The organism is Actinoplanes sp. DH11 (assembly GCF_020873875.1).
GTDB lineage: Bacteria > Actinomycetota > Actinomycetes > Mycobacteriales > Micromonosporaceae > Actinoplanes.
This window is the reverse complement of the sequence record NZ_JAHWGU010000019.1, coordinates 168,275-181,843: the sequence shown is the minus strand read 5'-3', so window position 1 is coordinate 181,843 and position 13,569 is coordinate 168,275. Positions and strand designations below refer to the sequence as shown.

At 70.6% G+C, this 13,569-nt stretch carries 11 protein-coding genes; 9 read left to right on the top strand and 2 right to left on the bottom strand.

Annotation, left to right across the window (positions count from 1 at the left end; all coding sequences use genetic code 11):
• Positions 1-161: 161 nt before the first annotated feature.
• Complete coding sequence (locus tag LPA41_RS26465; RefSeq protein ID WP_229073522.1) at positions 162-1,763, bottom strand: alpha/beta hydrolase; 1,602 nt, start codon at positions 1,761-1,763, stop codon at positions 162-164.
• A gap of 185 nt (positions 1,764-1,948) precedes the next feature.
• Between LPA41_RS26465 and LPA41_RS26460 the strand changes: the two genes are divergently transcribed.
• The 5 genes from LPA41_RS26460 to LPA41_RS26440 all read left to right on the top strand — a co-directional run bounded on the left by LPA41_RS26460 (position 1,949) and on the right by LPA41_RS26440 (position 9,186).
• On the top strand, positions 1,949-3,442 hold the full coding sequence (locus tag LPA41_RS26460) for a M20/M25/M40 family metallo-hydrolase (protein ID WP_229073521.1): 1,494 nt from the start codon (positions 1,949-1,951) through the stop codon (positions 3,440-3,442).
• 926 nt (positions 3,443-4,368) lie between these two features.
• Positions 4,369-5,121 (top strand): DUF2510 domain-containing protein, encoded by a 753-nt coding sequence (locus LPA41_RS26455; protein WP_229073518.1) that lies wholly within the window; start codon positions 4,369-4,371, stop codon positions 5,119-5,121.
• A 421-nt stretch (positions 5,122-5,542) separates the two neighbouring features.
• Positions 5,543-6,157: a hypothetical protein gene (locus LPA41_RS26450; protein WP_229073537.1), complete on the top strand. Its 615-nt coding sequence runs from the start codon at positions 5,543-5,545 to the stop codon at positions 6,155-6,157.
• 1 nt (position 6,158) lies between these two features.
• On the top strand, positions 6,159-7,127 hold the full coding sequence (locus LPA41_RS26445) for a class F sortase (RefSeq protein WP_229073516.1): 969 nt from the start codon (positions 6,159-6,161) through the stop codon (positions 7,125-7,127).
• 175 nt (positions 7,128-7,302) lie between these two features.
• Positions 7,303-9,186, top strand: a complete 1,884-nt coding sequence (locus LPA41_RS26440; protein ID WP_229073514.1) for a glycosyl hydrolase family 28-related protein — start codon at positions 7,303-7,305, stop codon at positions 9,184-9,186.
• A 12-nt stretch (positions 9,187-9,198) separates the two neighbouring features.
• Here LPA41_RS26440 and LPA41_RS26435 read toward each other — a convergent pair whose 3' ends face one another.
• Complete coding sequence (locus tag LPA41_RS26435) at positions 9,199-9,615, bottom strand: universal stress protein (protein WP_229073513.1); 417 nt, start codon at positions 9,613-9,615, stop codon at positions 9,199-9,201.
• Between the two features lie 83 nt (positions 9,616-9,698).
• Here LPA41_RS26435 and LPA41_RS26430 point away from each other — a divergent pair, with 83 nt between their 5' ends.
• The 4 genes from LPA41_RS26430 (at position 9,699) to LPA41_RS26415 (ending at position 13,435) form a co-directional block, all read left to right on the top strand.
• On the top strand, positions 9,699-11,057 hold the full coding sequence (locus tag LPA41_RS26430; RefSeq protein ID WP_229073511.1) for an APC family permease: 1,359 nt from the start codon (positions 9,699-9,701) through the stop codon (positions 11,055-11,057).
• On the top strand, positions 11,000-12,277 hold the full coding sequence (locus tag LPA41_RS26425; protein ID WP_229073535.1) for a helix-hairpin-helix domain-containing protein: 1,278 nt from the start codon (positions 11,000-11,002) through the stop codon (positions 12,275-12,277). The genes LPA41_RS26430 and LPA41_RS26425 overlap by 58 nt, the downstream gene beginning before the upstream one ends.
• Positions 12,278-12,444: 167 nt before the next feature.
• A complete protein-coding gene (locus LPA41_RS26420) occupies positions 12,445-12,687 on the top strand; it encodes a hypothetical protein (RefSeq protein WP_229073509.1) in 243 nt (80 codons plus the stop codon).
• Positions 12,688-12,805: 118 nt separating this feature from the next.
• Positions 12,806-13,435 carry a DUF6518 family protein gene (locus tag LPA41_RS26415; protein ID WP_229073507.1) on the top strand — a complete coding sequence of 210 codons (630 nt, stop codon included), beginning with the start codon at positions 12,806-12,808 and terminating at the stop codon, positions 13,433-13,435.
• Positions 13,436-13,569 lie beyond the last annotated feature (134 nt).

Genomic DNA, 13,569 nt, shown 5'->3' with positions numbered 1-13,569 from the left:
GTCGCGGTCGAACTCAACGGCCGCCCACGCAAAACGCTCGGCTGGGACACCCCAGCCGAGCGCTTCGCTAAACTCCTGGCCGAAACCAGTTAATCAACCTGTGTTGCAACGACCCCTGGAATCCGCCATCCCGTCCGGGCCGTCTCATGCCGTGCTGGTGATCAGCGGACGCCGATCTCCGCGCGGATCTCCGCCGGAAGGCCGGCCGGGGCGGCCGAACGCTTCGTGGCGGCCGCGCCCGCCGCGGCCGGAACCGGCTGCGGGACCGGGTCGCACTGCGCGTCGGACCGGTTGCCGCGGACGCGCTTCGGCAGCTCGCCGGTGGCCAGGTAGTCCGCGATGATGTTGTCGGTGCACGCGATCCCGTTCAGCGAACCGGAGTGCGTGGTGCCGCCGACACCCTCGACCAGGACCGACTTCGGGAACCGCTCACGGACCTCGAGCGCCCCGGAGTACGGGGTGGCGGCGTCCTTGGTCTCGGCGATCATCAGCACCGCCGGGGCCTTCTTGCCGTTGATCTCGACCGGCTTTCCCGGCTTGGCACCCCAGTTGATGCAGGGCGCGTTGTACCAGGCGTTGTTCCAGGCCATGAACGGGTGCTTGGCGTAGATCTTCCAGTTGTCCCGCTGCCACTTCGACCAGTTCGTCGGCCACTTGACGTCGGAACACTGGACGGCGAGATACATCGCGTAGCCGTTGTCGGAGCCCGCGGCGCCCGGCTCGGGGTACTGCTCGAGCAGCAGCGACGGGTCCTTGTCGTTGACCCAGGCGGCGAACGCCTCGGTCGTGGCCTCCCAGCCGAAGACGTAGTAACCGGCCGAGACGAAGATGTCGTTCCACTCGTCCGGGCCGATCTTGCCGGCGGCCGGCTTCTTGATCAGCGAGTACAGGGTCGAGTAGTACTTCTGCTTGACCGACTTCGCGGTCGTGCCCAGGTGGTAGACCGCGTCGTACTTGGCGACCCACGCGAAGTAGACGTCCATGTTCTTGTCGAACTGGATGTCCTGGTCGAGGTTCGCGTCGTACCAGACCCGCTCCGGGTTCACCACGCCGTCGAAGACGAACTTGCGCACCTTGTCCGGGTGCAGCGTGGCGTAGACCTGGCCGAGGTACGTGCCGTACGAGAAGCCGTAGAAGTTGATCTTCTTTTGGCCGAGCGCCTTCCGCAGGCTCTCCATGTCGGCGATCGTGTCGGTGGTCTTGACGTGGTCGAGCAGCGGACCGCCGGCTTTGTCACACGCCTTGGCGTAGCCCTTGGCCTTGGCCAGCCACGTCTTCTCCAGCTGCCGGGTCACCGGCACGTAGAACGGCCGGTTGTAGCCGGCGTAGTCCGGGTCGCAGGTCAGCGCCGGCACGCTGGAGCCGACGCCGCGCGGGTCGAAGCCGATCCAGTCGAAGTAGCTGCCCGCGTTGTCCGGGACGTACCCGCCGAGGACCGACAGGGTGAGCCCGGAACCGCCGGGGCCACCCGGATTGGTGAGCATGACGCCCTGGTACTGGTCCGCACTGGACGTGTGCTTGATCCGGGAGACCGCAAGCTTGATCTTGGTGCCGTTCGGCTTCGCGTAGTCCATCGGCACCACGAGGAAACCGCACTGCGCGCCGCGCGCGTTGAGACCCGCGCTCGCACAGGTTCCCCAGTCGATGGGTGGCGGGGTGTAGCCCGGCTCCTTGCCGTGTGCGGATGCCGAGGACGGGATCACGCCGGCTCCGATCAGGAGCGCGACGGACGCGGCGACGGTTGCCGCCAGGAATTTACGCATCCCATGCCTTCCGAATTCGAGCCACAGTGGTCGCCGTGGCTCCGGGGCGATCATGGCACTCTAAACATCCAGGCATGGACATGTGCAGCTCAGGCAACATCGAATTTACGATTGCGATTCGGAAACGGCGATAGGTATCGATTAGTATGACGGTCTGAGCTGCGGGTTCTGCGATGCTCCTCGATATGTTTCCGATTCCCCTCGCCGGTCTGCTGATCACCGGTCTGCTGACCGCCCCGGTACAGGCCACAGCCGCCGCACCGGACATCTCGCTCACCAACGTCAAAGGTCACCTGACCCAGCTCCAGAACATCGCCACCGCCAACGGCGGCAACCGGGCACACGGCCGGCCCGGCTACCTCGCCTCCGTCACCTACGCGAAGAACCTGCTCGACGCCGCCGGCTTCACCACGACACAACAGTCGTTCACGTACGGCGGCGCCACCGGGTACAACCTGATCGCCGACTGGCCCGGCGGCAACACCGGCGACACCCTGATGATCGGCGGGCACCTCGACAGCGTCACCGCGGGACCCGGCATCAACGACAACGGATCCGGCTCCGCCGCCATCCTCGAAGTGGCCCTGCAGGTCGCGCGGACCGGCTTCCAGCCCGACCGGCACCTGCGCTTCGCCTGGTGGGGCGCCGAAGAACTCGGCCTGCGCGGATCCAACGCGTACGTCAACTCGCTCACCGCGGCCCAGCGCTCGGCGATCACCGGCTACCTGAACTTCGACATGGTGGGCTCGCCCAACCCCGGCTACTTCCTCTACGACGGCGACAACTCCGACGGCACCGGCGCCGGACCCGGGCCCGCCGGATCCGCGCGCATCGAACAGACCCTCGCCGCCTACTTCACGTCGATCGGCGTACCCACCCGCGGCACCGACTTCGACGGACGCAGCGACTACGGCCCGTTCATCGCGGCCGGCATCCCGGCCGGCGGCATCTTCACCGGCGCCGAACAGAGCAAGACGTCGGCGCAGGTCGCACTCTGGGGCGGCACCACCGGCCGCTTCGACCCCTGCTACCACGCGGCCTGCGACACCATCAGCAACATCAACGACACCGCGCTGGACCGGAACTCGGACGCCATCGCGTACACGGTGTGGACCCTCGCCGGCGCCGGCACCCCGCCCGGCACCACGGTCTGGTCCGACGACCTGGAAACCGCCACCACCTGGACCCGCGGCACCGCCGACACCGCCACCTCCGGCCTGCTCGAACGCGGCAACCCGGCCGCGACCACCAGCTCCGGCGTCGCCACCCAGCTCAACGCGGCCGCCGGTGGCAGCTACGCTCTGATCACCGGGGCCACGGCGGGCGCGAGCGCGGGCGCCAACGACCTGGACGGCGGCGTCACCTCGCTGCTCTCCCCCACGATCACCCTGCCGGCCTCGGGGACGCTGACGCTGTCCCTGTCCTGGTACCTCGCCCACCTGAACAACGCGACGACCGCCGACTACCTGCGGGTCCGCGTCGTCTCCGGCGCCACCACCACGACAGTGCTGAACCAGGCGGGCGCGGCGTCGAACCGGGCGGCGGCCTGGACGACCGCGTCGGCGAACCTGTCCGGGTACGCGGGCCAGACGATCCGCCTCCAGATCGAGGCGGCGGACGCCGGCACAGCCTCCCTCGTCGAGGCGGCCGTGGACTCCCTCGCCATCACCCGTTCCTGACCGCTCCCCCTTCCGCCACCGCTCCGCCTCCACAGGGCTGCGCCCCCCAGATCTCGTTCCGCCGGGGCCGGCCGCCGGATTCGCCCCGCGGCCGGTTTCCCCCGGCGGCCGGATTCGCCCCGCAGCCGGATTCGCCCCGCGGCCGGTTTCGCCCCGCGGCCGGTTTCGCCCCGCGGCCGGTTTGGCCCCGCGGCCGGGTTCGCCGGTTTGCCCGGCGGCCGGGTTCGCCGGTTTGCCCGGCGGCCGGGTCGTGGCCGGCGGCGAGCCGTTGTTCGTGGTCGCCGGAAAGCGGTTTCCAGCGACCACAACCCCGTGCCGGTCCCGTTTGTGGTGCCGCGAAGCCCTCCGACCGCCGCACCCCCGCCGGCCGCCAAGCCGATACCACGTGCCCTTTCCAGGCGTCGGCCGTGCCGTCCATAGCGAGATGTTGATCTGCTAGCGCTACGAAATCGCTGTGATCAAGGGGTCGAAACCGCGATTTCGTAGCGCTAGCAGATCAACACCGCCGCACCCCTTTTCCCTGCGGCGCGCACTCGCCCAGCGGCGCGTCGACACCCTGCCCGCCGTGGTCAGCATCCGAGCCCTCTACGCGCACAACGTGGAACGTTCGCATCCGCCGCTCGGCAGAGCATGGCGACACCCCCGCATGCCCGTGAACGGTCGGCTGTCACTCACGGCTGCTCGATTCACTTTCGGGCAGCCGTAAGTGACAGCCGGGCGGGTGGCTGTCACCCACGGCTGCCGAACCCGCGCTGAAGCAACCATGAGCGACAGCGCGATGGGGGTGGCTGTCACCCACGGCTGCCGAACCCGCGCTGAAGCAACCATGAGTGACAGCCCGATGGGGTGGCGCGGCCGGTAGGGCTCAGGCTGAGCGCTGTCGGGCCGATCGGGAACAACAGCCCGGTCGGAAAGGACGCTCGATCATGACGCAGCCCTCGGGGGCGGCCGCGGGGTGGTACGCGGACCCGTACGGCCTGCCCGCCCTCCGCTGGTGGGACGGCCGCGAGTGGACCTCGCACATCCAGCCCGGAGCCACACCCACGCCGCCGGCCGCGCCTCTACCGTTCGCGTTCCCCGCCGCCGGGCCGACCGGCGACCCGGTCCCCGGAACACACACCAGCAGGCCGACCGGCGGCCCAGTACCGGAAGCACACACCACCGGGCCGGTGGCCGACCGGCAGCCATGGCCGGACGCGACCGGACCGGGATCGACGAGGGCTGGGGCTACCCCACCGGGCGGGGGTTCGCGAATGGGCGCGCACCCGGGCGGCGGCGATCCGTTTCGGGAGTCTGCTGCCGGCCGCGACGGCGGGGCGGCCGGTCCGGGTGAGCTGGTGGCGCCGTCGATCACGGCGCCGTCGGTAGCCGCGTTCGCCCCACCGGGCGGCTACACCATGCAGCCGGTTGACGCCGTGTCGGAGCAGCTGGGGTACACCACTCCGGCCACGCCCGAACCCCCACCGCCCGCCGCCACGGCACCGCGGAACCGGGCCGTGATCGTCGGCGCCATCAGCCTGGTGATCAACCCGCTGCTGCTCTGCTCGGTCTTCGCGATCATGTTGGGGATCCGGGACCTTTCCCGATCCCGCCGGATCGGCACGCTGGCGATCACCCTCGGCGTCGCGGGAGTGCTCACCCACATCGCGATGGCGGCTCTGCTGATGCATCTGCCGTGAACGCTACGACGTCCACCATGAACCTTCGCCACCTGACGGGAAGATATTCGAGTCGGGCATATGGCTGAAATCAGACGCTCCTTGCCGTCGGCCGGAACGCTCACCCGGTGACCCACCGTAAGCGGTGGCGGTGAGCGGTGGCGGTGGCGGTGAGCGGTGGCGGTGAGCGGTGGCGGCCGGCGGTCAGCGGCCGGCGGTCGGCGGTCAGCGGCCGGCGGCCGGCGGCCGGCGGCCGGCGGTCAGCGGTCAGCGGTCAGCGGTCAGCGGCCGGCGGCCGGCGGTCGGCGGTCGCGATGGGAAGCCGGTTCCGGTGGGCAAAGTGACTGATCACGGACAGGGGGGTGCGCCGCGCCTGCTGGGTCACTAACGTGGCGCCCACCATCCCGGGCGGGATGTGCCGATCTTGGCGAAAGGCGCACTCGTGTCTCAAAGTCACGCGGCACCGGCGCGCCGTGGGCGCCGCGACCGGGCCATCGCGCTGGGCGCCGGATTGCTCCTGGCGCTGTTGCTGCTGTTCGTTCTGCTCGCCACCTGCGACAACAACGGGGATGACACCGCCCAGCCGGGTCCGGGAGTCGGCACGTCGGAGCCGGGCGGGAACCCGGCGCCGAGCGACGGCGCGGGCGGACCGGGCGGGGTAAGCCCCGACCCGGGCACCAGCGTGCCCGGCGACGGCGGCAACAACGGCAGCGCCAACCCCGGCGGCGCCGACGGCAGCGCCGATCCGGGCGGGGGCAACGGCAGCGCCGGCCCGGGCGACGGCAACAACGGGGGCGCCAACCCGGACGGCGACGGCGGGAACAACGGCGACGGCGACGGCGGGAACGACGGCAACGGGAGTGGCGGGGACGACGGCGGGACCGGCGATGGGGATGGGGACGAGACCACCGCGCCCACGCCCAAGGGCGGCGTCGACGCGGGTGGGGGCAGCGGCATGGCTGACACGCGCGTACCGCTGCTGGTGATCGGCGTGTTCCTGTTGCTGGCGGCGGGCGGCCTGGGGACGTACGCGGTCAGCCGGCGCCCGCACGCCTGACATGCCGCACATCCGCGACCGCCGCGCTGCCGGGCTGGCGGCACTGTTCGCGGTGCTGGGAGTGACGAGCACCGCGATGGGCCTGCGTGCGGAGGTGGGGGCGCCGCCACCGGTGGCGGCCGGGACAGAGGCCGCCGGCGGCCGGCACGCCGGAGACACCGGCGCGGCCGGGGACGGGCAGACCGGCGACAAAGACGGTGCTGGAAACGGTCGGACCGGCGAGAAGGACGTGGCCGGAAACGGACCGGCCGGCGGGACGGACGCGGGCGGCGGCGAACAAGCCGGCGACACCAAGGCGACCGGCGGCGGCACCAAAGCGACCGGCAGCGGAACCGAAGCGGCTGGCGGTGGCACCAAGGCGGCCGGCGGCGGCACCGATGAGGCCGGGCGCGGGCCGGGGCAGGCCGGGGCCGGGCAGAGCCGGGACGGCCGGGGGGACGAGGTCTCGGACGATGCGCTGCCGGCGCCGCCGCGGGCTCGGGCCACCACGAGGCCGGCGTCCGGGATGCGGCGTTCGGAGCCGCGGCGCCTGGAGATTCCGGCGATCGGTCTGCGGACTCCGCTCGCCGCGGTGGGGTTGCACGACGACGGCACCCTTGAGGTTCCGCCGTTGCGGGCGGACGCCCCGGCCGGGTGGTACCGGCACTCGGTCACGCCGGGCGAGGCCGGCGCCGCGGTCATTATCGGTCATGTGGACACGGCTCGCGAAGGACCGGCGGTCTTCTTCCGGCTGCGGGAGCTCGGTCTGGGCGACACCGTCGGGGTACGCCGCGCCGACGGCACCGTGGCCGAGTTCGAGGTGTACCGCGTCGCCTCGTACCCGAAGGACGCCTTCCCGTCGGGCGAGGTGTACGGGTCGGTGGATCGTGCCGAGCTCCGCCTCATCACGTGCGGTGGCAGTTTCGACCGGAAGCAGCGCACTTATCGGGACAACGTCGTGGTGTTCGCCGCACCCCGCCGCAAGGGCTGATCCGGGGCGCCGGGAACGGTTGCGGAACCGGTTTCAGAGCTTCCAGGTTCCGGAACCCGGGTGTCTCGTCCAGGTCCACCCCGGTATGCCGGATCGAGGCGCTTGACATGGAGCTTCGGCGATTGCTTCTGTGACCGGGATCATTGCGATCTTGTTTCGGAAGGGATCCCTCCGCATGACGAGACTCCTCCTGCTGCGTAGCGGGCGACGGTCGTTACGCCGTACCTCTGCTGTGGTGTTCGCGGTGGCACTGGCCGCCTCCGTGGCGCCCAGCCCGGCCACCGCCTCGCCCGCGTCCGCCGCGGCCAAAGCACCGAACCTCGGCGGCAACGTCACCGTCTTCGACCCGAGCATGCCGGTCGGCGAGATCCAGGCGACGCTGGACGCGACGTACGCCAAGCAGGTCAACAACGAGATGGGTACGGAGCGGTACGCGTACCTTTTCAAGCCCGGCACCTATGGCACCGCCGACCAGCCGCTCCAGATCAAGGTCGGCTACTACACCGAGATCACCGGTCTGGGGGCGAACCCTGGTGACGTGGTGATCAACGGCAAGGTCGAGGCCTACAACCGTTGCCTGAGCGACGACCCGGCCAACCCGAACTGCATCGCACTCGTCAACTTCTGGCGCACCGTCTCGAACCTGACCGTGAACGTCAACGGCAAGGGCCAGGACGGCTGCCGCGCCGGGGCGAACTTCTGGGCGGTCTCGCAGGCCGTGTCGCTGCGCCGCGTCGAGTTCACCGGCGGGCCGCTGACGCTTATGGACTACTGCACCGCCGGTCCGCAGTACGCCAGCGGCGGCTTCATCGCGAACTCCAAGCTGCCGGCCACCACCAACGGCTCGCAGCAGCAGTGGCTGACCCGTAACAGCCAGGTCGAGAGCTGGTCGAACGCGGTCTGGAACCAGGTGTTCGCCGGGGTCGAGGGCGCGCCGGACGACTCGGCGTTCCCGAACCCGCCGTACACCACGCTGGACACCACCCCGGTCAGCCGGGAGAAGCCGTACCTGTACGTCGACGGCCAGGGCCGCTACCAGGTCAAGGTGCCGGCGGCGAAGCGGAACACCAAGGGTGTCGACTGGGCGTCCACCGGTGCCCGGACGATCCCGCTGTCCGACTTCTACATCGCCAAGCCCGGTGACTCGGTCACGAAGATCAACCTGGCTCTGGCGCTGGGCAAGCACCTGCTGCTGACCCCGGGCGTCTACGACGTCGCCCGCAGCATCGAGGTGTGGCGGCCGAACACCGTCGTGCTCGGCCTCGGCCACGCGACGCTGACCGCGGTCAACGGCGCCATCCCGGTCGACGTCGCGGACGTGCCGGGCGTGGTCGTCGCCGGCGTCACCATCGACGCCGGGCTCAAGGAGTCGCCGGTGCTGCTGCGCGTCGGCAAGAAGCACGGTTTCGGCCTCAGCAACCCGGCGAACCCGACGACGCTGAGCGACGTCTACTTCCGGGTCGGCGGCCCGCACATCGGCAAGACCAACATCGCGCTCGAGGTGAACAGCGACGACGTGCTGATCGACCACACCTGGGTGTGGCGCGGCGACCACGGCGTCGAGGGCTTCACCGAGGGCGTCAACGGTGACACCGACCGGTGGCGCACCAACACCGGGCGGTACGGCGCGGTCATCAACGGCGACGACGTCACCGCGACCGGCCTGTTCGTCGAGCACTTCCAGAAGTACAACACCGTCTGGAACGGCGAGCGCGGCACCACCGTGCTCTACCAGAACGAGCTGCCGTACGACCCGCCGACGCAGGCCGACTGGATGAACGGCAAGGTCAAGGGGTACGCGGGCTACAAGGTGGGCGCCTCCGTCCGCAAGCACACCCTGCACGGTGGCGGCGTCTACGTCTTCAACCAGAACAACCCGTCGATCGAGACCGAGAACGGGTTCGAGGTGCCGAAGACGCCCGGCGTCAAGCTGAACCACATCATGACCGTCAACCTCAGCGCCGGCGTGATCAACCACGTGGTGAACGGGGTCGGCGAGGCCGCGGACATGACGAAGGTCGGCACGCCCGTCTACGTCACCCAGTACCCGGCGCAGTAACTCCCGCGGTGGTCACCCGCTCGCCGGGTGGGTGACCACCAGCACCGGACGACCCGCTTTCTGGATCAGGCTCAGCGGCACGCTCCCGAGCAGCCGCTGAGCCACCAGCGGCCGCACACTGGACCCGACCACGATCAGGTCGGCGGCCTGTTCCTCCCCGAACCGGATGATCTGATCGACCGGACGGCCCGGCAGGACCGTACCCGTCGCCTCGATCCCCGCCTCCGCGAGCCGCCGCACGGCGGCATCCCTCGCCTGCTCCGCACGCTCGACGTAGACGCTGCGCGGCATCGGCGCCAGATGCTCGGTCTCCAGTTCGTCGACCGCGACCACCGCCACCGTGGCACCGGTCTGCCGGACCAGGTCGGCGACCGCGTCGGTCACCCACGGCTGATCGGCCTCGGGGTTCGCGGCGAGCACGATACGCATGATGTCCTCCCAGGTTTCCCGTCACTCAAGGTACGGGTAACGTCACTGTTCCGCAGTGGACCTTTTTCGGGAAGGCGGCGGTCGTGACCGAGACCGAACAGGAACGGCCCACGCTCAACCGCGTCATCGGGCCGTGGCTGCTACTGCTCTTCGTCGTCGGCGACATCCTCGGCACCGGTGTCTACGCGCTCACCGGCAAGGTCGCGAACGAGGTCGGTGGCGCGGTCTGGCTGCCGTTCCTGCTGGCCTTCGTGGTCGCGCTGCTCACCGCGTTCAGCTACCTGGAACTGGTCACCAAGTACCCGCGTGCGGCGGGCGCGGCGCTCTACACGCACAAGGCGTTCGGCGTGCACTTCCTGACGTTCATGGTCACCTTCGCGGTGATGTGCTCCGGGCTCACCTCGGCGTCCAGCGCGTCCAAGGCGTTCGCCGGGAACTTCGCGGAGGCGTTCGACCTCTCCCTCGGTGACGGGTTCGCGCTCACCGCCGTCGCGCTCGCCTTCATCACCCTCGTCGCACTGATCAACTTCCGGGGCGTCGGCGAGAGCGTCAAGGCCAACGTCGTGCTGACCTGCGTCGAACTGACCGGCCTGCTGATCGTCATCGGGATCGGCGCCTGGGCCCTCGGCGGCGGCAACGGCGACCTGTCCCGGCTCACCGAGTTCAACACGCCGCCCGGCGACAGCGTCGCCCTTTCCGTCACGGCGGGCACCGCCCTCGCCTTCTTCGCGATGGTGGGCTTCGAGGACTCGGTCAACATGGCGGAGGAGACCAAGGATCCGGTACGGATCTTCCCGCGCGTGATGCTCATCGGTCTCGCCGTCACCGGCGTGATCTACGTGCTCGTCGCGATCTCGTCGGTCGCCCTGGTGGAACCGTCCGCCCTGGGCGAGGGCGACACCCCGCTGCTCCAGGTGGTCGCCGCCGGAGCACCGGCCTTCCCGCTGACGATCTTCGCGTTCATCACCATGTTCGCGGTCGCCAACAGCGCGCTGATCAACATGATGATGGCGAGCCGGCTGCTCTACGGGATGGCCAACGAACGGGTCCTGCCCGCCGTCCTCGGACGGGTGCACCGCACCCGGCGCACCCCGTGGGTGGGCATCCTCTTCACCACCGCCGTCGCGTTCGGGTTGATCTGGTTCGCCGATCTCACCGCCCTCGGCGGCACCACCGCGCTGCTGCTGCTCTGCGTCTTCACCGTGGTGAACGTGGCGGTCCTGGTGCTGCGCCGCGACCCGGTCGACCACGACCACTTCAAGGCGCCGACGGTGATCCCGGTGCTCGGCGCGCTCGCGTGCGCCTTTCTGGCCAGTCCGCTCTCCGGCCGGGCCGGCGCGGACTACCGGGTCGCCGGGATCCTGCTGCTGATCGGCGTGGCGCTGTGGGCGGTGACGTACGCGGCCAACCGGTTCCTGCCCGGCGCCGTCCCGCGCCGCTGATCCTTTTTCGGGGCTCTTGTTCTGGGCTCTTTTTCGAGGCCACCCACGTTCTGGCCGGACGATGGGATGTGGAAAGCTGCCCGCTACCACATGCACCCCCATCTCCTGTCCGGAGGCCCGATATGGCATCATTCCTCTACTTTGTTGCCGGGCTCGTGATCGGCGCGGTAGCCGGTTGGCTGATCAAGGCACGCTTCGCCGGAGCCGAGGCCAAGCCGGTTGCCTCGGCCGGATCCACCGCGCCCGCCGCCGCGGCCGTGCCCGCCGCATCGTCCACTCCCGCACCCGCCGCTACTTCCTCCCCGGAGCCGGCCGCGTCGTCCGCTCCGGAGCCGGCTGCTGAGTCCGATGTCGAGCCGGTGACCCGCGTCGACCCGGCGGTCGTGCCGGTCGACGTGCCGCAGCCCGAGTCGTCGCCGGTGGTGTCGCCGGCACTGTCCGAGCCGGTCGGTTCCTCCGAGCCGGTCGAAACGCCGGCGCCGGTCGCCGCCGAGCCCGCGACCAGGCCCGTGACCGAGCCCGTCGCTGCTCCCGAGCCTGTTGCTGCCCCCGAGCCCGTCGCTGCCCCCGAGCCGGTTGCCGCGCCCGAGCCTGTTGCCGCGCCCGAGCCTGTTGCCGCGCCCGAGCCTGTTGCCGCGCCCGAGCCTGTTGCCGCGCCCGAGCCTGTTGCCGCGCCCGAGCCTGTTGCCGCGCCCGAGCCTGTTGCCGCGCCGGAGCCTGTGAACGGCGCCGAGCCCGTGGCCACCGACACTGTTGACGCCAAGCCCGTCGGCGCCGAGGTTCTGGACGCTTCGCCGGCTCCTGCCGCGGACAAGCCCGCAACCCCCGCCGAGCCCGTCGTCATCGCCGGGCCCGCCACCGTCGCCGAGCCGGTCGCGATACCCGCCGCCGTCGCCGAGCCCGCCACCAACACCGAGCCCGCTACCAACGCCGAGCCCGCCGCTATCGCAGAGCCGGTCGCCGAGCCGATCAGCACCGCGGAGATCATCGCGACGGTTCCGGCCGACGTTCCCGAGCCGGACGACCTCACCAAGATCCCCGGGATCGGCCCGAAGATGGCGATGGCGCTCGCCGCCGCCGGCATCACCACGTACGCCAAGCTGGCCGACTCCGACGTCGACGCGCTGAAGAAGGCCGTCACCGCCGCCGGCATGCGCCTGGCACCGACCCTCTCGACCTGGCCGGCGAAGGCCCGCGACCTGGCCTCCGTCAAGAGCTGATCCACCCGGCGTCGCGATCCGGCACCCGCTCGGGTGCCGGATCGCCCGCACCCAGCAACCGCCCAGGTTGCACAGCTGTTGCTTAGCTCACTGCCAGAAGTTGCAGGTCAGGAGCGAGCCGGTCGATGTTGGGGGCCGTCCCACCCGGCTCGACCCAAGGAGTTCCGATGAACGTCAGCAGCGCGACCGCCTCCACCTGGTCCAGCTCTGTCGCCTGGAGCCGCTTGCAAAGCAGCCGCTTCCAGCTTGCCGAGTCGCTCACCTCCGAGAACGCATCGCCCGGCGTGATCGCCTCGGTACGCGCCACCATCGAGAACGCCGCCAACCAGGTGTCCCGCGTCGAAGCCGCCCACGCGGCCGACCTGGCCCGGATCCGCGCCGGCCACCACACCGTCGACCTGCTGGTCTGACCGGCCGCGCCGGCCGATCGAACGGCCGCGCCAGCCCGATCAACGGCCGCGCCGACCCGATCAGGAACGGTCAGCGGCGGGGCAGCGTGCCGGGAGTCGCAGACCTATCGTGCTGTCCATGCGATGGATGCGGTGGGCGGTGACGGCCCTGCTGGCCGGTTCGGTGCTGGGCCTCGGCACGGCTCTGGTCAATCATGTGCCGATCCACCTCGACGAGGTGGGTACGGCTCGCGCCGACCGCAGCGGCCTCGCGCAGGCTGCCGAGTTCGTCAGCCTGATCCTCGACTCGGGCTGGGCGTGGGCGGCCCTGGCGGTGGTCGTGGGCCGGCTGGTGAGCCACGGTGTACGCCCGGCGCCGGGAATTCTGGCCGGCGCCCTGGCCGGTTGTGTCTCGCTGCTCGCCGCGACGATGGTGTACGACGCCCTGGAGGCCCTGCTCCAGGACGGCACCACCGGCGGCTGGAGGCAGCAGTTCTGGCTGGCCGCGAGCGTGCTGGCCGGACCGTTCCTCGGTGCGGCGGGTGCCGCCACCCGGCGGCCCGGGCCGGTCGGGGTCGTCGCGGCGCTCGTGGTGCCCGTCGGCGCGGCTCTCAACATGATCGTGCTGCCGCCGGCTCCGGACAGCCGGATGGCGGTGCCGGTCACCCTGACCGTGTGGGCGGCCGCGGCGCTGGCCGCCGTCGTGGTGCTGGCACGCGGGGTACGGGCCCGATCGCCCCACCCGGACCCGGCTGCGGCAGAAGTCTGACAAATATCCGTCAGCGTGCCAGATCCACTGAATCCAGTGAATCGGGAAGTCCGCTCGGAAGGCGGACCAAAAGCAACATCATCCCTGGTAGATCGCGGACCTGACGCCTGCCACCACCCCGAGATCAACAACGC